This window comes from Adhaeribacter sp. (assembly GCF_057359045.1).
The window spans coordinates 64,456-83,306 of record NZ_JBMQUD010000040.1; the positions used below are offsets into that span (position 1 = coordinate 64,456).

Consider the following 18,851-nt stretch of genomic DNA (forward strand, 5'->3'; position numbering starts at 1 on the left):
TCCAATGATATTTATTTTTCCTAATTGGAAAAAATAAAAGCCGCTGGCGTGATATTTCACGCCAGCGGCTTTTTTAAAATAAATATAACTACACTTATTTTTCCTGATCTAAAATCGAACAATAAATAATGAAACCTAAACGGCTACGGCATTATCCCGCAGGGCGTCGTTTAAAGAGGTTTTCAGGTCGGTGCTTTCTTTCCGCTGGCCAATAATTAAAGCGCAGGGCACCTGGAATTCGCCGGCAGGGAATTTTTTGGTGTAAGAACCCGGAATTACTACCGAACGCGGCGGAACATAGCCTTTGTATTCTTTGGGCTCACTACCGGTAACATCAATAATTTTAGAGCTGCCGGTAATGGTAACACCCGCGCCAATTACAGCTTCTTTACCAATGCGGCAACCTTCTACCAAAATACTTCTGGAACCAATAAACGCACCGTCTTCTACAATAACCGGGGCCGCCTGTACGGGCTCCAGCACGCCGCCAATACCTACCCCACCGCTCAGGTGAAGGTTTTTACCACTTTGCGCGCAACTTCCCACGGTAGCCCAGGTATCTACCATGGTGCCAGAATCTACGTAAGCGCCAATATTTACGTAAGAAGGCATCATAATTACGCCGGGAGCTAAAAATGCACCGTAACGGGCAATCGCATGCGGTACCACGCGTACGCCTAATTCGGCATAATTTCTTTTTAACGCAATTTTATCGTGAAACTCAAAAGGGCCCGCCTGAATGGTTTCCATTTTCTGAATCGGGAAATACATCAATACGGCTTTTTTGATCCATTCATTCACTTTCCAATTTTCACCATCGGGTTCAGCCACCCGCAGGACTCCTTTATCCAACTCGGCAATCACATTCCGGATGGCTTCGGTAGTTTGCACTTGATTTAATAAGGAACGATCTTCCCAGGCTTGTTCTATAGTTTGCTGCAACGACATATAAGGCATTAAGCTAGTTTAAGTATAATTTAGGTGTAAAAGTAGTAGTTTTACCTTAATGAATAAAACGAGAATTTTGCTAGCCTCGGTCCTGAAGCCGATTAACGATACCCGGATGTATGGCAAACTGGGTTTATCGCTGGCGAAATTACCCGGTACCCAAATGCACGTGGCCGGTTATGCCGCCCCGGTTCCGCCGGCACCGGACAACATGCATTTTCATCCTATATTCTGGTTTAAACGCTTAAGTATCAGTAGGTTTTTAGCGCCCTTACGGTTCCTGAAATTATTATTTCGGCTAAAGCCGGACGTAGTTATTCTGGGTACCCACGAACTGTTATTGATTTCCCTATTCTATAAGCTTTTCCGGCCCTGCCATTTAGTTTACGATATCCGGGAAAATTATTACCTCAACTTGCAGAGTCAGGGTGTTTACCGGCCGGTAACCAGTTGGCTGCTGGCCAACGCCATTAGATTAACCGAATGGATAAGTGCCCCTTTTATTCATAAATATTTTCTGGCTGAAAGCAGCTATGCCCACCAATTACCTTTTTTGCGCGGCAACTATTTAATATTAGAAAACAAATATCAACCCAAATACCCGGAGCAGCCAGCGCCGCCCAACCCACAAGCGGTAAAAGTGCCCGCCCAAAATATTAAACTGTTGTATTCCGGCACCATTTCAGAATTATACGGGGCTTTCCGGGCGGTGCAATTGTGCGAAAAACTTAACCAGGTAAAGCCGATTTATACCCTAAACATTGTAGGCTATTGTCCGCAGGCGGCAACTTGGGAAAAATTAAAAAGCATAATTGCTAATAAGCCCTATATACAGGTACTGGGTGGCGATCAATTGGTACCGCACCACCAAATTTTACACGCCATTGCTACGAGTAATGTTGGTTTATTGCCTTATTACGCCCATACTAGCCTGAGCACCTGCTTACCCACCAAATTATACGAGTATATTGCCCAAACCTTACCGGTATTGGTTCAGCAAAACCCACTTTGGCAAGCCCTAACCAAAGAACTAAATGCCGGTTTGGTTATTTATTTTGACCAGACGCCAGCCGCCACCATTCACGCCAAATTACAAACAACCTTATTTTATGGCCACGATGTAGCAGTAGCTTACTGGCAGTCAGAAGAAGTTAAATTGTTTAGTTGGGCCCAAACAACTATTTTACCGAATAATCGTATTAGCTTAGGCAATTCATAAATTTATTTTTAGACTTGTCTAAATTTATACAAAATATTTATATCTTTGTTCTGCTATAAATTTGTTCTATGCGCAACGCTAAAATTGCTGGGGTAGGTCATTATGTACCCGAACGTGTGGTTACCAACCACGATTTAGAAAAAATTATGTCTACGACCAACGAGTGGATAATAGAACGCACCGGTATTGAAGAACGCCGGTACTTTACGCCAGGCACTGATACCACTGCCAATATGGGTACCAAAGCAGCACGAAAAGCCTTAGAAATGGCCGGCCTGGAACCCGAAGCATTGGATTTAATCGTTTTTGCCACGCTTAGTCCTGATTATGTTTTTCCCGGCTCGGGGGTATTGGTACAGCGCGAATTAGGCCTGAAAAATATTCCGGCTTTAGATGTGCGTAACCAGTGTTCGGGCTTTGTTTATGCCTTATCGGTGGCCGACCAATTTATTAAAACCGGCATGTACAACAACGTACTGGTTATTGGCTCCGAAATTCACTCCTCGGGATTAGATTTTACCGATCGGGGCCGGGCGGTATCGGTAATATTTGGTGATGGTGCCGGCGCTGTGGTGCTTACCCCTGCCGATTCGGCAGAACAGGGTATTTTATCGACGCACCTGCACGCCGACGGGGAATTGGCCGAAGAACTGGCTTGTACTGCCCCCAGCAGCAATGCTCAGGAAAGACTAACGAAAGACATGATCGACGATGGCTCGATTTACCCTTACATGAATGGCCAAACCGTATTTAAGAATGCGGTAGTGCGCTTTCCGGAAGTAATTATGGAAGCGCTGCAGAAAAATAATTTACAGCCCGCCGATATTGATATGCTCATTCCGCACCAAGCTAACCTGCGCATTACCGCTTTTGTTCAGCAAAAAATGGGCTTACCTCCGGAAAAAGTATTCAGCAATATTCAAAAATATGGCAACACCACTGCTGCATCGGTACCCATTGCCCTGAGTGAAGCAGTGGAGCAAGGAAAAATTAAATCGGGTGATTTGGTTTGTTTGGCTGCTTTTGGTAGTGGCTTTACCTGGGCCTCGGCCCTTATACGGTGGTAAGATATGCAGTAAATTAATGCTTAAATGAATGAGTAAATAATAATGGATGGTGGTTGAGTACTTATCAATCCGAACAGGAAATCTAATTACTCACCATTAAAGACAAATAATTAAAACCAGTGCACAGCCAAACCGAAGAAAATTACATCAAGACCATATATAAACTATCAGCCGGCGGCACCGAACCGGTAAACACCAATGCCATTGCCGATATGCTGCAAACCAAAGCCGCGTCGGTAAGTGATATGCTGAAAAAACTCAGCAGCAAAAATATCATTAATTATGTAAAATACCGGGGTGTAACCCTAACCTCTGAAGGCCAGAACAAAGCGCTGCAGATTATCCGGAAACACCGGCTTTGGGAAGTATTTCTGGTGAAGAAACTAAATTTCACCTGGGACGAGGTGCACGATGTAGCCGAGCAAATGGAACATATTGAGTCGCCGCTGCTTATTAAAAGGCTCGACGAATATTTAGGTTTTCCCAAGCACGACCCGCACGGCGATCCTATTCCTACCGAAACCGGCATAATAAACCAAAAACAACAACGCCTGGTTTGCGACCTGGAAGTAAACGAAAGCGGCATTGTGGTGGGGGTTAAAGATTCGCAACCATTATTTCTGCAACACCTGAATAAAATTGGCATTTCGCTGGGTACTGAGCTTAAAGTTCTGGACAAAGTAGAATACGATAAATCGCTGGAAATTAATTTATCTTCAAGTAAAAAGATGATAATTTCTTACGACGTAGCTAAAAATATTTTTGTATCGGCCTGATACATGTACCAAAACAAAATAAAGCTATAAAATAGCTATTAACCATGTTAGACCGCACCAATACCGATAGCAAATCCTTAGAAGAAGTACACGCGTCGGTGGATACGACTACCCAAAAAGGTTTCTGGAAAAAGCTTTTTTCCTTTATGGGGCCCGCCTACCTGGTTAGTGTAGGTTACATGGACCCGGGCAACTGGGCTACCGATATTGCCGGGGGCAGCCAGTTTGGCTACCGGCTTATTTGGGTGCTTCTGATGTCGAATATTATGGCTTTACTGCTCCAGAGTTTGAGTGCCCGTTTGGGGGTAGTACGGGGTAAAGATTTAGCCCAAGCCTCGCGCGAAACTTACCCCAGATTTATAAATATACCACTCTATATTCTGGCTGAGATTGCCATTGCTGCCTGCGACCTGGCCGAAGTGCTGGGTATGGCCATTGGCCTGCAGTTATTGTTTGGCATGCCCTTACTTTGGGGTGTTACACTAACCGTGCTGGATACGTTCTTACTCTTGTTTTTAATTAACCAGGGCATGCGCAAGATGGAAGCTTTTATTCTGGTGCTGGTAAGTATTATTGGGGTTGCCTTTGTAATGGAAATGATTTTTGCTAAGCCCGATTTAAGTGCCCTGATGCAAGGCTTTGTTCCTTCTTTACCCAACAACGAGGCGCTTTATATTGCCATTGGTATTATTGGCGCTACCGTAATGCCCCATAATTTATATTTGCACTCCTCGCTGGTACAAAGTCGTAAATTTGAGCGCAGTGCTGCGGGCATTAAACGGGCTTTAAAATTTAATTTTATCGACTCGGCGATTGCTTTAAACCTAGCTTTTTTTGTAAACGCAGCCATTCTTATTTTAGCGGCGGCGGCTTTTTACCGCAATGGTTACTTTGCGGTTTCGGAAATAAAAGATGCGCACCAGTTTCTGGCCCCGTTGCTGGGTAATAAATGGGCACCTATTCTGTTTGCCGTAGCTTTAATTGCCGCCGGACAAAGTTCTACCTTAACCGGTACGCTGGCCGGCCAGATTGTAATGGAAGGGTATTTAAACTTGCGCATACAGCCGTGGTTGCGCCGCATGATTACCCGCTTAATTGCCGTGGTACCGGCACTATTTGTAATATTATACTACGGCGAAGATGAAACCGGCAAACTCTTGATTTTAAGCCAGGTAATTTTAAGCTTACAATTAGGTTTTGCCGTAATTCCGTTAATCCATTTTGTAAGCGATAAAGCCCGGATGGGTGAGTTTACTATTGGGCTTAAAACCCGTATTGCCGCCTGGCTGATTGCCACTACCATTGTATTGTTAAATATTAAGCTGGTTTACGAAGAAATTGTCAGTTGGCTCGGTAGCACCAATCACCCGCTGCTAATTTCTTTGGTGGTTTTGCCTTTAATAGTAGCGGCCTTTTTATTGCTGCTTTATATAACTTTTCAGCCCATGGTTACCAAAGTAATGAATCAGCGGCTGGCCGGAAACGAAATACCCCTGCCCTACCAGCACCAGCAAGTGGCCGCTTACCGCCGCATTGCCATTTGCCTCGATTTTTCTAAAGTAGACGAAAACGTTATTAATCGGGCTTTGGCCATCGGTACGCAGCAAGCCGAATATTTGCTTATTCATATTGTAGAAACGGTAGGTGCTCACGTAATGGGCAACGAAACCCACGATTACGAAACCCATACCGATAATATTCATTTAGAACAATACGCCCGGCAACTCCGCCAACAAGGCTTTAGTATTAGCATAAAATTAGGCTTTGGTAGTCCTAAAAGGCAAATTCCCAAGTTAACCCAAGCCTTCAATGCCGATTTGGTGGTAATGGGCTCACACGGGCACCGGATGATGAAAGATATGATTTTTGGTACGACCATTGGCGCTGTGCGGCACGCCGTTAAAGTACCGGTATTAATTATTTAAACTTTTTTTACATGCGCAGCTAAAAACCCGAACTTTCCGGGCTTAAAAAGTTTTAATAACCGCCGGCTTTGCTCGCTTGTGTATGCGAATTGCTCTTTATTTTCGTTAATTTAATAGTTGGTGTTAGCTGCGGTAATTTAAAGGTATGCAATCGAAAATATTTTTAATATTTATTTTATTTAGTTTTATCCAGTTCGGCTTTGCTAATCCGGCTCCTAAACCTAAAAAAAAAGGTAAGGTAAACTGGATAAGCCTGGAAGAAGCTGCCCTTAATATAAAAAAAGCGCCCCGCAAAGTTATTGTGGACGTGTATACCGATTGGTGCGGCTGGTGTAAAAAAATGGATCAAAGTACGTTTACCGATCCGGCGGTAGCCGACTACATCAACAACAATTTTTACGCGGTAAAACTCAATGCCGAAGATAAAGAACCCATCACCATCAACGGCAAAACGTATAACTTTAATGCTAAATTTCGGTCGCACGAGGCTGCTATTGCTTTGCTGAGCGGCCAGATGAGTTATCCGTCTACCGTTTACCTCGACGAAAGAATGGCTATATTGGCACCGGTACCGGGTTACCTGGATGTGCCCACCATGAAAAGTTTATTAACTTATTTCGGCGAAAACCATTACCAGAAAAAAACTTACCAGGAATACTCCGCTGCGGCGGCTAAAAAATAATAAACCTACTTGCCTGTTTTAACCTCATCCGCCGACACCATTGTAGCCCTGGCCACTGCCGCGGGCAAAGGTGCCATTGCCGTAATCCGATTATCGGGTCCTGAAGCTATTTCGCTCACCGAGAAAATTTTCAGTGGAAAAAAATTATCGGAGCAACCTTCGCATACCTTGCATTTTGGTACTATCCGCGATGCAGACCGGGTAATCGATGAAGTAGTGGTTTCATTATTTAAAGCACCCCACTCCTATACCCGCGAAAATGTGGTAGAAATATCCTGCCACGGCTCTGATTATATTGTGGGGCAAATCATAAAACTAACTTTAAAACACGGTGCCCGGCTGGCCCAGGCCGGCGAATTTACCAAACGTGCTTTTTTAAACGGCCAGTTAGATTTGGCCCAGGCCGAGGCCGTAGCCGACCTGATCGCTTCGGATTCGCAGTTGTCGCACGAAGTTGCTATGAAACAAATGCGGGGCGGCTTTAGCCAGGAAATTAAAAACCTGCGGGCGCAGCTTATTCATTTTGCGTCGATGATAGAACTGGAGCTGGATTTTAGCGAAGAAGACGTAGAATTTGCCGACCGCGAAGCTTTACAAAATCTAATTCATAACATTCAGGCACTTATCCGGAAGTTACTGCAATCTTTTGAGTTCGGGAATGTAATTAAAAATGGCGTACCAGTGGTAATTGCGGGCAAACCCAATGCCGGTAAATCTACCCTGTTAAATATACTCCTGAACGAAGAAAAAGCCATTGTTTCGGAAATAGCCGGTACAACCCGCGATTTTATTGAAGACGAAATCAATATCCAGGGCATTAATTTCCGGTTTATAGATACCGCCGGCTTACGCGAAACCACCGATAAAGTAGAAGCCATGGGCGTGGCGCGTACCCTTAAAAAAATAGGCGAAGCAGCCCTGGTATTGTATCTTTTTGATGCGGCTACCACTACGCCTGCACAACTGGAAACTGAAATGGCGGCGCTGGCCCTGCCGCCCAACACCAAATTATTAGCAGTAGCAAATAAAATTGATACTGTTCCGGATTTTACCCCGGAACCTTACCAAAATATTGCTTCATTAATAGCTATTTCGGCAGCGAAAGGTATTTACGTTGAAACTTTAAAAGAAAAATTGGTCCGGACCGTACAAACCGACAACCTCGATACGCAAAACCAAACCATTGTTACCAATCTGCGCCATTACGAAAATCTGCGGCAAACCTACACCGCCCTCGATGATGTGCTCAACGGAATCAGCGGCGGTATAAGCGGCGATTTTCTGGCCGCCGATATTCGCCGGGCACTTTATGCCCTCGGTGAAATTACCGGCGAAATTACCACCGATGACTTATTAGATAATATTTTTACTAAGTTTTGCATTGGGAAGTAATTAACTGTTTTAATAATTTATCAGATTAAGGGGCTTTACCGCCCCTTACTTTTTTGATTTCTTCTTAATTTCTGATGATTGATAATAATCAGAATCAGTACTCCATCTGAACCAGGCTGGTATTTCGGGATTATGATGAACAGCGACTTTTCCGGTGTGATTATATTTATGACAAATATTTTCACATTACGGGTGTGGTACCGGGTGAATGCTTTGGGAAATAGAGAACAACAACTTCTTCTGATGACCAAAATTAGAGCAGCGAGTCTCAAAAATTAACTCAGTACTACTAGTATTTGTTAATAACAATCACTGGTAGCGTAACCTGCAGAACTGCAAACACCGTTGCCAAACCCGCTGCTCAGCTATTGGCACTCCCGCCAAGTTGAGTAATGCCAAAGTTCTCTTTGTTTTAGTAAGTGCCTGCTTGGAGTACGGGGGCAACTACCACTCATCCCTACAGGCCCATAAACGCCATGGCAACATCAAACAAGTGCTCGACAAGTCCCAGTTCAACCGGCGGCTGCACCGACAGCAAGCAGTGATAGAAGAACTCATTGTCCTTTTCTGCAGCATGGCTGCTGTGGCAGGTGAACACTACGTCTTAGATTCCTTTCTTTTGCCGGTCTGCCAGAATATCCACATCCAGCGCTGTAAGTTGGTACAAGGGTCGCAATATCATGGCTTTTGTGCCTCTAAGCAGCAATACTATCATAGCTTTAAGGTACACCTGGTAACGGCAGCGGACGGGCGCATCGTTGCGTTTGAGTTATCGCCTGGCGCTAGTGCCGATACAGCCGCTTTCAACCTGTTTGCTTTTAACTTGCCGGTTAAAAAAAACTTAATGCCGATAAAGCTTACTACAGCTATAACCAAGAGCAAACATTGCATCAGGATGAACTTGTGCGGTTACGGCCATTCGCAAGCAGAATTCTAAAAACAAGATAATACGTATGTGAGCAACTAGCTCAGAAAATACTTCCGTAAGCATATCGGAAGCGACATCAGCTCCTTACAGGTGCTCTTCCCCAAAGTCTTAGGCTTTTTCTTGGCTCATCATTGCTCTTTCTTCCTCTAAACACTGCCATGCAACTTAGTTATTAATATATACTGCTAAAATAGTTGAGGCGAAAAGCAGAAAAACAGCCGCATATTTGAATATAGCTAAATTAGGCCAAAGCTTAATTACTTTAGAGCTGTTTAAATTTAGTAAAATGATTCCCAAACGGTCATTCCACAGGAAGCTAACCGGTTATCTGCTGGTTAGATTCCTGTGGAATGACCGTTATTAAGGGCCGCAAGTAGCTTTAGTTATTATTTCTTTCAAATGATTACTAAAATTTAAACATGCTCTTACTGGCCTTTAATGATACTGCTTCTTTTTTCTTCCAAAATAATTTAAATAATATTTTGTAGTTAAATAGCTACACATATATTTGTAGCCAAATAACTACACAATGAATTTAAGACGGGACGTTTTTCAAGCCATTGCAGACCCAACCAGAAGGGCTATACTTTTGTTGGTTACCACCCAATCCATGACGGCGGGTGCCATAGCCGCTAACTTTGATACTGCGCGGCCAACCGTTTCCAAACACCTGCAAATTTTAACGGCATGCGAATTATTGAAGCAAGAGCAAAGCGGCCGGGAAATTTACTACCACCTCAATGCCATAAAAATGAAAGAAGTAGCCGACTTTATCCAACCGTTCCGCCAAATGTGGGACGAGCGGTTTAATAAACTGGAAACGGTTATGAAAGAGTATCAATCTAAAAAATAACCCTACATGGAATTAAAAACCAAAATACTGGCCGAAAACGGCCAACAGGATCTGGTAATTACCCGGGAATTTGAGTTACCCCTAGAATTACTCTTTAAAGCGTATGTAGAACCCGCGTTAGTGGAGCAATGGATGGGTACCAAAGTGCTGAAGCTGGAAAATAAAAAGCACGGTAGCTGGCACTTCGAAACAACTGATCCCAAAGGTAACAAGCACGGGTTTAATGGTACCATCCATGAATTTATTCCGAACGCGAAAATAACCCGGACATTTGAAATGGAGAATACGCCCTTCCCGGCCCAATTGGAGTTCCTGGAATTCCAAATGCTAACCCAACACACCAGCCAACTCACCATGCATATCGTGTATAAATCTGTAGCCTACAGAAACCAAATGCTGGAGTTGCCCTTTGCCCAAGGCATTAATATGGCGCATAACCGTTTGCAGGACATTGTAAAAAACTTAAACTAATCCCATGACTAAAAGAAACAAAATTATTTATTGGGTATCCACCATTTGGCTTTCGTTAGGCATGCTCTCGAGCGGCATTGTACAAACCATTAAGTTGAAAGAAGAGGTGGATATGATGACCCATTTAGGTTATCCAGGGTATTTTATGACTTTACTGGGTATCTGGAAAATATTGGGCGTAATAGCCATACTTATGCCTAAATTTCCGCTGTTAAAAGAATGGACGTATGCCGGCTTTTTCTTTGCCATGTCGGGGGCGCTCTTCTCGCACGTAGTAAACGGCGATGAGGCCGTAGAACTTTTCGGGCCGACTTTATTGCTCATTTTAATAGTAATATCGTGGTATTTCAGGCCAGCAGATAGAAAATTAGTTTTAACACTAGCCTAACCTGAACATGAATCCTACCGTTGATTTCTTCTTTTATAAAGCTCAAAAGTGGCAGGAAGAATATAATAAACTAAGAACGATTGTACTTGATTGCGGGCTAACCGAAGAGCTCAAATGGGGCGTTCCTTGCTACACATTCCAGAAAAGCAACATTGTACTCATACACGGGTTTAAAGATTACTGTGCCCTTCTATTCCACCAAGGAGCCTTACTGAAGGATGGACATGACCTTCTGATTCAACAAACCCGGAATGTGCAGGCCGCCCGGCAAATCAGGTTTAAGCATGTTGAAGAAATAATTGACTTAGAACCAGTTCTGAAAGCTTATATTCATGAAGCCATAGCAATAGAAAAAGCCGGTTTAAAAGTAAGTTTTAAGAAAAGCACAGAATTTGTAATGCCGGAAGAATTTAAAGATAAACTAGATAATATGCCTGCTCTTAAAACGGCTTTTGCAGAATTAACGCCAGGCCGCCAGAGAGGTTACCTTCTTTACTTTTCACAAGCCAAACAAAGCCAAACCCGCGAGCAAAGAATAAAAAAATGCTTGCCGCAAATACTTAACGGACAAGGCTTAAATGACTAAACTCCTTTTAAGAAGGGCCTTAATCGCTACTTACCCCTGATCATCACAAATGCATTGGCTTCTTTAGCAGAACTTTAATACGTAAAGAAATAATTAACGAAATGCACACTGCTGATTCCGATGATGAAATTAACCGGGAATTTTGGTTTCCCGGACCTTGGGTTGGAGGCTTTTCTTTAATTCTGGCCCCTATTGCACTGCTTACCGGCGTGCTACTCCGCATCCGGTTTAACTTTTTCTTTCCGGATCAACTAGCTGCTTTTCAGGAGCACCCGGTATTGTTGGTTACAGCTTATAACTTTTTTGCCGCCGGAAATATACTTTTGTGGCCAGCCATCATAACCCTGGCCACAGAAGTAGGAAAGAAAAGGCGCCAACTAGCTTTATGGGGCGGAACTTTGGTAATCTTCGGACTATTTGCCCGAACTTTTCATGCCGGCATCGATCACCTCTCCTTTCAGTTGGTTCGGGTGCAAGATCTGGATACGGCCACCAAAGCGGTGGCCGATTCTTATGGTGCGTTTAATCTTATAGCTACCCTAAATGGTGCCATTTTATCCGGATGGATAATAATCGCAATCGGCACGTATCTTTCCGGTACTTTAGGGGCAGTTCGGGCTGTTTGCCTGGGCCTTATGGCTGCCTTAATGCTGGGTATACTTAAAGGCAGTTCCTGGGTATCGGTTATCTCTACAGCGGGGCTTTGCTTGGCCCTTGTACCCTTGGGTATTCAAATTCTGAAAGCAATACCTGCACCGGGGTTTAAAACTACTGTTAGCTGGTTATTGCTGGTTTTGGCTGTAGTTATTATATTTTATTTCCTGGGTCAGGCCGGATAAACTAAATTGCATTGGCTTTATAATGCAATTTAGTTTATTAACGGGCCACAAAAATACCACTCGTAACGCTTTAAGGATAAGCCAGAAATCTTCCCAGAAAATTACTTATCAATTCTCTTGCAGTTAATAAGTTGAAGTTAAAACAATTGGATTTATATTTTATTTTTTTATATTTAGAAACCTGTTTCCCTTTAATTAATTTATCTATTAGGCATGAACTTAAAAAATGCTTTTAATGAGTGGGACGATAGTGCTTTATGGGATAGTTTTAGAAACAATAACCTGGAAGCTTTTACGGTTTTATTCTTCCGCCATTATGCTTTTTTATTCCGTACCGGCAAGCAAATGCAGCTTGAAGAAGAACTGGTGAAGGATACTTTGCAGGAAATTTTCGAATATTTATGGTTGCACCGGCAAAACTTAAGCGAAGCCAAATTTCCTAAATTATACCTGGTAAAATCGTTTAAACGACTGCTTTTAAATAAAATTAGCAAAGCTTCTTTTTTGGTGTCCGTTTCGGATATAGACGAATTAAATTTACGGGACCAGGAACCTTCTGTCGAAAAATCACTGATTGAGCAACAAGAAAATCAAAGGCAATTAATCCGGCTCCAAGAAGAAATTAAGAAACTGCCCGAGCGCCAGCAGGAAGCCTTGCATTTAAAATATTTCTGCGAAATGGATTACGATCAAATCTCCTCAACCTTAAATATCAGCTACCAATCGAGTCGTAATCTGATACATAAAGCGGTACAAAAACTCAGAGAAAGTTTTACATTGCGTTTTTAAAATTCAATAAAGCCCCATTTCTTATTTACTTTCCTGGTAATTAATTATTGCTGCCAATAATTTAAATCTAAAAACCAGGGTACAAAATTAAAAATACCTCTCTTTTAAGTTACTTTAGCATTTATAACCGGATAGAAATGCCCTATTCAGATTTCAGTACCGAAGATTTTGTGAAGGATCCGTATTTTCAGGCGTGGGTGTTGCAAGACGATCCGGAAGTAAATTCTTTTTGGGAACTATGGATAGAGTTATATCCGGAAAAAGAAAAAACAGTTTCGGCGGCCATGGAAATTCTCCTGCATAAGAATATTCAAAATGTGCCCGTGGTGCCGGAGAAGGAAGTTAAAAAAGCCTGGGAACAATTAAATAAAATTATAGCACCAAAGGTAATTCCACTTGCTAACGCCTCTTATGCAGGTGCGGCACCCAAAAAACGAGCTAGCTGGCGGTTAATGGCGGCGGCCATAACCGGTTTACTAATGCTAACCTTTGGCTTTTTGTATTACCGGGAGCAGCATAAAACAATTACGTATACTTCTGTCAATAGCCAGGTTTTGCCCCTTACCCTGCCCGATGGCTCGGAAGTAATTTTAAATGCCAATTCGTCGGTTGCTTTTAAAAAACACTGGACTAATAAAAGCCAACGGGAAGTTTGGTTAAAAGGCGAAGCGTTCTTTTCGGTAACGAAAAAACCGTTAAAAGGCCAGCCCACCTTTACGGTACACGCCAACAAAGTGCAGGTGCAGGTGCTGGGCACCCAATTTAACGTTGCCGATCGGGCAACCAAAACCCAGGTAATTTTAAATTCCGGCAAAATTAAATTAATGGTTAATAATATCCGTAAACCCACGGCTCTAACCATGTTACCCGGCGATTATGTGGCTTTGGCTAAGAGCGACGAAAAAATTACTAAATTAAAGGTAAATCCGGAAGCTTTTTCGGGGTGGCGTGCGCAAAAGCTGGTTTTTAAAAACACGCCATTAGCCGAAATTATAGCGCAAATAGAACAGACTTACGGCACCAAAATTAACTTAACCGATACCCATTTATTAAACCGCACTTTTACCGGCACTTTCCCCAACAATAATTTACCCGTACTGCTACAAACCCTGGAAAAAGCCTTTCAGTTACAAATAAGCCAAGAAGGCCAAACCCTTACCTTTATTAAGAATTAATAATTCCTATCCAGTTTTATAACGGCATATTACGCTTGTACCCTCTATTTCGGATAAATATTAAAAATAATTAAAAATTTATCATAAACGAAGGGTACAAAAATCTACCTGCGCTCTCTTTATATTCAACCCAACATTATTTAAAGTAATCCGACCTGGTTGAGCGATACTTTCATAAAGCAGCGATTCTTTAGGTATAGGCTACATATTTAAGCAGCTAATATTTATTAAAGTATTGGCTACCTGGCTCCAGACTTTGCTGAGTTAATATAAACTGTTAAAAACCCTTTATCCACCATTTTTATGAAAAAAAACTACAAACTTGCCTTAGGGGTTTGTATGATAGCACTTTTTTCTCAAGCCGAAATTCATGGCCAGGAATTAGCACTTTCGCAACTCGAAGTAAGCAAACCGCAAAAGAGAGCCCAATCAGCCCAATCTCTACAGAAAATTCTTTCGGCACTAGAATCGCAGTATAAAGTAAATTTTGCCTACGAAGAAGCCCTCATTGCCGATAAAGTTATTCATCTGCCGGCCGGGCGAATATCGAATCTGGCAAAAACTTTAAACGAACTTTTAAATCCTTTAAACCTGAAGGTTGAAAAAATTAATGATAATTTATTTTTAATCGTTAGCCAGCCCGAAAAAGGTAAACCCCAAAGTAAAACCAACACCCAACTAAATACGAACGCTGGAGTGAATGCTACGGCCATAGCTGCAGATTTCTCGGTTAGCGGCAAAGTAACCGACGAAAATGGCACCGGCTTACCCGGGGTAAGTGTATTGGTGAAGGGTACTACGGTTGGCGCAACTACTAACTCCGACGGCACCTTTTCTTTATCAGTGCCGGAGAGAAACAGTATTTTAATATTTTCTTTCATTGGTTTTTCTTCGCAGGAAGTACCCGTAAACGGCCAGGCTAATCTTTCTGTCCGGTTAGCGCCCGATGCCAAAGCCCTGGACGAAGTGGTGGTGGTAGGCTACGGCGTCATGAAGAAAAGTGATTTAACCGGTTCCTTATCGCAGGTAAAGGCCCAGGAAATCCGTTCTTTCCCCACCAATAATGTTTTACAAGCTATATCCGGTAGGGCCAGCGGCGTACAGGTGCTGCAAACCACGGGCGCGCCGGGCGCCGGCTTAAATGTGCGCATCAGAGGTACTAATTCTATCCAGGGCGGCAACGAACCACTTTATGTGATAGACGGCTTTCCTTTTTCGGGCAACCCAACCAATTTAAATAATGCCGACATTGAAAGTATAGAAGTGTTGAAAGATGCTTCGGCTACGGCTATATACGGCTCAAGGGGCGTCAATGGGGTGGTTCTGATTACGACCAAACAAGGCAAAGCCGGCCAGACCCGCGTAGAGTTTGAAACCACTTACAGCACGCAGACTTTACGCAAGAAGCTGGATTTAATGAACGGACAAGAATATGCCATCCTGAATAACCTGCAGGCTGCCAACGATAAAATTGCGCCTTATTTTACCCAAGAACAAATAAATAATTTCAGCGAAGGTACCGATTGGCAGGATGTGGTATTCCAGAAAGCACCCATGGCTTCTTCGTCTTTAAGCGTAAACGGTGGCAATGATAAAACGCAGTTTTCTATAACCGGCAGTTATTTAGGGCAGGAAGGCATTATTAAGGGCAGCGATTATAACCGGTACGCCTTAAGCACCAAGATCAATCACAAAATCAGCAATAAATTTCAAATAAATTTCTCTAATAATTCCAGCCGTTTAACCACCGAAAGAAAAGATAGTGAAGGCGGTTCGCGGGGTAATTCCATGATTGGGGCCGCCATTTCGGCCGCGCCCATTTCTACTCCTTACCGCGAAGATGGTTCTTACTCTATCTTGTCGCAGGATTATCCTTTTGTGGCGGTAGATATCAGAAACCCGCTGAACTACATTAACGAGCAATTTAATACCATTAAAGCCAATGTAATATTAACCAATGCCTCGTTGTTGTTTAACCCCATTCCGGAACTAACAATTAAAATATCCGGGGGCATAGAAAACCGCGACGACCGTACCGATAATTACACTACGCGCAAATTTTTAAACTCCGAAGGCCGGGCCAGTGTAAGTACCAGCCAGTTTACGAGTTTATTAAATGAAAACACTATTAGTTACCTCAAAACGCTGAACGAAGATCACCAGCTATCGGCGGTGGCGGGTTTTACCTACCAGGATTTTTTAACCACTTCTTTATCGGGTAGCGGCACCGGGTTCCTGAGCGATGCTTTTGAAACTTATAACCTGGAGGCATCGGCCACGCCCGGCATCCCGAACTCCGGCTATGCCAAATCGGTTTTATTATCGTATTTAGGCCGGGTTAATTATTCCTTTAAAAATAAATATTTACTTACCGTAAGTTTCCGCACCGATGGTTCTTCCAGGTACAGCGAAGGCAAGAAATGGGGCAGCTTCCCATCGGCGGCCCTCGCCTGGCGGGCTTCCGAAGAAGAATTCCTCAAGTCCAGCAATATTTTCTCGGACCTGAAGGTACGCGCCAGTTGGGGATTAACCGGCAGCCAGGCCATCAGCCCCTACACCACCCTTAGTCAGTTATCATCCGGCAATACTGTTTTTGGCAATTCGCTGTATACCACTTTTGCGCCCAGCACGGTTTTACCCGGTAATTTAAAATGGGAAACCACCGAGCAAATAAATTTTGGTTTCGATGTAGGTATTCTGAAGAACCGCTTGTACCTGACCACCGACTATTACATTAAAAATACCCTCGATTTGTTAAATACCGTGCGCTTACCTAACTCATTGGGCTTTACCACCACCATCCGGAACGTGGGCGAAGTACAAAACAAAGGTTTGGAATTAGGGCTGGATGCAAAAGCGATTCAGGGAAAATTTAATTGGGATTTATTCGGGAATATTTCGTTTAACCGCAACAAGGTAGTTAGCTTAAACGACGGAAAAGATATTTTAGGCACCTCTATTAACGTGCTGGTTTTGTCCGATAATCTTACCATTCTGCGCGAAGGACGGCCCATTGGCCAGTTTTGGGGCTACCAGGAAGATGGCTATACAGATAAAGGACAGATTAAATTTAAAGATTTAAGCAACGATGGCGCCATTTCCGCAGATGATAAAACCTACATCGGCAATCCCAATCCTAAATTTATTTACGGCCTGAATTCCCACATGTCGTTTCAGAATTTTGAGTTAACCGCCTTCTTCCAGGGCTCATACGGCAACGATATTTTTAATGTAAGCGCCATTCCCAGCACCCTCGATTACGGCCAGGGCCTGAATATGCCCCGCGAAGTGTTTCAAAATCACTGGACCCCGGAAAATCCCAATGCCAAATACCCGATTATTAGCCGTACCACTTCTGCCCGCGCATCCGACCGTTGGATTGAAGACGGTTCTTATTTGCGCCTCCGGAATATTCAGTTAGCCTACAACCTTCCCATCGAAAAGTTAAGCCTGGGCTGGATTAAAAATGCCCAGGTAAATATTAGCGGGCAAAACTTAGTTACCTGGACCAAATATTCCTGGTGGGACCCCGAAATTAACTCCCGCGGGGCCGGTATCGATTATTACAGCTACCCCATTTCCAAAGTGGTTACCGCCGGCATCCGGATTGGATTTTAAGCCTTTGGTTAATAGCTAAATAAGTTAAATATTATTTAAAGCGAAAAGAAATGAAAATTCTAAATATATTTTCAGTTAAACCAGGAAGAAGTTTAAAAAGAGGGACTTATGGCCTTTTAACCCTTTCCCTACTTTTAACCTTACCAGCCTGCGAAGATGTTCTAAAAGAAGCACCAAAAACCGTAGCCGTCGAGAATTTCTACAACACTGCCGAGGAAGTAGAAACTGCCACCAATGCCATTTACAGCCCATTGCGCTCCTCACGGGCCGAGCAAATTGCCGTGCTGGATGCCCATACGGATTGGGGCTACGGCCGGGGCAGTCGGGCCCAGTACAACGACTTTGCGGGTTTAAATTCGGGTAACATGAACGCGGCTACTGCTCGTTGGAACTCTTTTTACCAGGCCATCCGCAATGCCAACCTGGTTATTAGTAATGCGCCCAATGGTAAATCTATTAGTGCTACCGATATTGCCAAATACGTAGCGGAAGCCAAATTTTTGCGGGCCTTAAGTTATTTTGATTTGGTGCGTAACTGGGGGGGGGTACCCATCCGGACCGAAAGTAACTTTACCGAAATCGGCGTAAAAAGAGGCACCGCACCGGAAGTTTATGAGCTGATATTGGCCGATTTAACAGAAGCCGAAAAGAACTTGCCCGACGAGCCCAAGCATGTTGGCCGGCCAACCAAATTAGCCGCCAAAACAATGCTCGCCGATGTTTATTTAACCCTGAAGCGCTACCCCGAAGCCCGGGACAAAGCCAACGAAGTAATTAAAGCAAATAAATATTCTTTGGTGCCGGTAACCAAAAAAGAAGATTTCCAGCTAAAGCTTTTTGGGCCCGATTTGCTCACTACTTCCGAAGAAATATTTTATTTTAAATATGCGCGTCAGGTAGGCCAGGGTAATTTTATGCTCTGGATCTTAAACCACCCCAACACCAAGCTTTTCAATTTTGGCGGCGCTTACGCCCATTATTCTGATCAGAATAACCCGTTTTACAAAGCCTGGGATAGCAGAGATATTCGCAAGTCGTTGTGGGATGTGGTAAACTTTGGTTTGGGTGCTACTACGCTGGTGAGCAGCAAGTACGTAGAGCCCGCCGCCGTTAGTCAGAACGATGCCGGCAACGATTTACCTATTTACCGCTACGCCGAAGTATTATTAATTTTTGCGGAAGCTGCCAATCAGGC

The 18,851-nt window shown here is 43.4% G+C and carries 17 protein-coding genes; 16 read left to right on the forward strand and 1 reads right to left on the reverse strand.

The window, feature by feature from the left end; translation table 11 throughout:
• Positions 1 to 135: 135 nt before the first annotated feature.
• On the reverse strand, positions 136 to 948 hold the full coding sequence (locus ACO1R6_RS07040) for a 2,3,4,5-tetrahydropyridine-2,6-dicarboxylate N-succinyltransferase (protein ID WP_486263393.1): 813 nt from the start codon (positions 946 to 948) through the stop codon (positions 136 to 138).
• A 58-nt stretch (positions 949 to 1,006) separates the two neighbouring features.
• Between ACO1R6_RS07040 and ACO1R6_RS07045 the strand changes: the two genes are divergently transcribed.
• From ACO1R6_RS07045 to ACO1R6_RS07120, 16 genes are all read left to right on the forward strand, one after another.
• A complete protein-coding gene (locus ACO1R6_RS07045) occupies positions 1,007 to 2,167 on the forward strand; it encodes a glycosyltransferase family protein (RefSeq protein ID WP_486263395.1) in 1,161 nt (386 codons plus the stop codon).
• A 68-nt stretch (positions 2,168 to 2,235) separates the two neighbouring features.
• Positions 2,236 to 3,234, forward strand: a complete 999-nt coding sequence (locus ACO1R6_RS07050; RefSeq protein ID WP_486263396.1) for a 3-oxoacyl-ACP synthase III family protein — start codon at positions 2,236 to 2,238, stop codon at positions 3,232 to 3,234.
• A gap of 119 nt (positions 3,235 to 3,353) precedes the next feature.
• Entirely contained in the window at positions 3,354 to 4,010 is a 657-nt protein-coding gene (locus ACO1R6_RS07055) for a metal-dependent transcriptional regulator (protein WP_486263398.1), read from the forward strand.
• 44 nt (positions 4,011 to 4,054) lie between these two features.
• The gene (locus tag ACO1R6_RS07060) at positions 4,055 to 5,935 is read left to right on the forward strand and encodes an Nramp family divalent metal transporter (RefSeq protein ID WP_486263399.1); all 1,881 of its coding nucleotides are present in this window, start codon (positions 4,055 to 4,057) and stop codon (positions 5,933 to 5,935) included.
• Between the two features lie 145 nt (positions 5,936 to 6,080).
• On the forward strand, positions 6,081 to 6,617 hold the full coding sequence (locus ACO1R6_RS07065) for a thioredoxin family protein (protein ID WP_486263401.1): 537 nt from the start codon (positions 6,081 to 6,083) through the stop codon (positions 6,615 to 6,617).
• A 9-nt stretch (positions 6,618 to 6,626) separates the two neighbouring features.
• Positions 6,627 to 8,009 carry a tRNA uridine-5-carboxymethylaminomethyl(34) synthesis GTPase MnmE gene (mnmE, locus tag ACO1R6_RS07070; protein ID WP_486263403.1) on the forward strand — a complete coding sequence of 461 codons (1,383 nt, stop codon included), beginning with the start codon at positions 6,627 to 6,629 and terminating at the stop codon, positions 8,007 to 8,009.
• Positions 8,010 to 8,436: 427 nt separating this feature from the next.
• Positions 8,437 to 8,946, forward strand: a complete 510-nt coding sequence (locus ACO1R6_RS07075) for a transposase (protein ID WP_486263404.1) — start codon at positions 8,437 to 8,439, stop codon at positions 8,944 to 8,946.
• A gap of 520 nt (positions 8,947 to 9,466) precedes the next feature.
• Positions 9,467 to 9,790, forward strand: a complete 324-nt coding sequence (locus ACO1R6_RS07080; protein ID WP_486263406.1) for a metalloregulator ArsR/SmtB family transcription factor — start codon at positions 9,467 to 9,469, stop codon at positions 9,788 to 9,790.
• Between the two features lie 6 nt (positions 9,791 to 9,796).
• Positions 9,797 to 10,261 (forward strand): SRPBCC domain-containing protein, encoded by a 465-nt coding sequence (locus tag ACO1R6_RS07085; RefSeq protein WP_486263408.1) that lies wholly within the window; start codon positions 9,797 to 9,799, stop codon positions 10,259 to 10,261.
• A 4-nt stretch (positions 10,262 to 10,265) separates the two neighbouring features.
• Positions 10,266 to 10,649, forward strand: a complete 384-nt coding sequence (locus tag ACO1R6_RS07090; protein ID WP_486263410.1) for a DoxX family protein — start codon at positions 10,266 to 10,268, stop codon at positions 10,647 to 10,649.
• A gap of 7 nt (positions 10,650 to 10,656) precedes the next feature.
• Positions 10,657 to 11,235 (forward strand): YdeI/OmpD-associated family protein, encoded by a 579-nt coding sequence (locus ACO1R6_RS07095; RefSeq protein ID WP_486263412.1) that lies wholly within the window; start codon positions 10,657 to 10,659, stop codon positions 11,233 to 11,235.
• Between the two features lie 101 nt (positions 11,236 to 11,336).
• Positions 11,337 to 12,074, forward strand: a complete 738-nt coding sequence (locus ACO1R6_RS07100) for a hypothetical protein (RefSeq protein WP_486263414.1) — start codon at positions 11,337 to 11,339, stop codon at positions 12,072 to 12,074.
• Between the two features lie 213 nt (positions 12,075 to 12,287).
• Entirely contained in the window at positions 12,288 to 12,863 is a 576-nt protein-coding gene (locus tag ACO1R6_RS07105) for an RNA polymerase sigma factor (protein WP_486263416.1), read from the forward strand.
• 137 nt (positions 12,864 to 13,000) lie between these two features.
• Positions 13,001 to 14,038: a FecR family protein gene (locus tag ACO1R6_RS07110; RefSeq protein ID WP_486263418.1), complete on the forward strand. Its 1,038-nt coding sequence runs from the start codon at positions 13,001 to 13,003 to the stop codon at positions 14,036 to 14,038.
• 303 nt (positions 14,039 to 14,341) lie between these two features.
• A complete protein-coding gene (locus ACO1R6_RS07115; RefSeq protein WP_486263421.1) occupies positions 14,342 to 17,656 on the forward strand; it encodes a SusC/RagA family TonB-linked outer membrane protein in 3,315 nt (1,104 codons plus the stop codon).
• Positions 17,657 to 17,706: 50 nt separating this feature from the next.
• Positions 17,707 to 18,851, forward strand: a 1,145-nt coding sequence (locus tag ACO1R6_RS07120; protein WP_486263423.1) for a RagB/SusD family nutrient uptake outer membrane protein, incomplete at its 3' end; no start/stop codon positions are given.

Bases quoted from the DNA above. Each gene is read 5' to 3' on its own strand.
- ACO1R6_RS07080 (WP_486263406.1), top strand. From the start codon at position 9,467: ATGAATTTAAGACGGGACGTTTTTCAAGCCATTGCAGACCCAACCAGA.
- ACO1R6_RS07110 (WP_486263418.1), top strand. From the start codon at position 13,001: ATGCCCTATTCAGATTTCAGTACCGAAGATTTTGTGAAGGATCCGTAT.
- ACO1R6_RS07065 (WP_486263401.1), top strand. From the start codon at position 6,081: ATGCAATCGAAAATATTTTTAATATTTATTTTATTTAGTTTTATCCAG.
- ACO1R6_RS07095 (WP_486263412.1), top strand. From the start codon at position 10,657: ATGAATCCTACCGTTGATTTCTTCTTTTATAAAGCTCAAAAGTGGCAG.
- ACO1R6_RS07050 (WP_486263396.1), top strand. From the start codon at position 2,236: ATGCGCAACGCTAAAATTGCTGGGGTAGGTCATTATGTACCCGAACGT.
- ACO1R6_RS07100 (WP_486263414.1), top strand. From the start codon at position 11,337: ATGCACACTGCTGATTCCGATGATGAAATTAACCGGGAATTTTGGTTT.
- ACO1R6_RS07105 (WP_486263416.1), top strand. From the start codon at position 12,288: ATGAACTTAAAAAATGCTTTTAATGAGTGGGACGATAGTGCTTTATGG.
- ACO1R6_RS07090 (WP_486263410.1), top strand. From the start codon at position 10,266: ATGACTAAAAGAAACAAAATTATTTATTGGGTATCCACCATTTGGCTT.
- ACO1R6_RS07045 (WP_486263395.1), top strand. From the start codon at position 1,007: ATGAATAAAACGAGAATTTTGCTAGCCTCGGTCCTGAAGCCGATTAAC.
- ACO1R6_RS07060 (WP_486263399.1), top strand. From the start codon at position 4,055: ATGTTAGACCGCACCAATACCGATAGCAAATCCTTAGAAGAAGTACAC.
- ACO1R6_RS07085 (WP_486263408.1), top strand. From the start codon at position 9,797: ATGGAATTAAAAACCAAAATACTGGCCGAAAACGGCCAACAGGATCTG.
- ACO1R6_RS07040 (WP_486263393.1), bottom strand. From the start codon at position 948: ATGTCGTTGCAGCAAACTATAGAACAAGCCTGGGAAGATCGTTCCTTA.
- ACO1R6_RS07115 (WP_486263421.1), top strand. From the start codon at position 14,342: ATGAAAAAAAACTACAAACTTGCCTTAGGGGTTTGTATGATAGCACTT.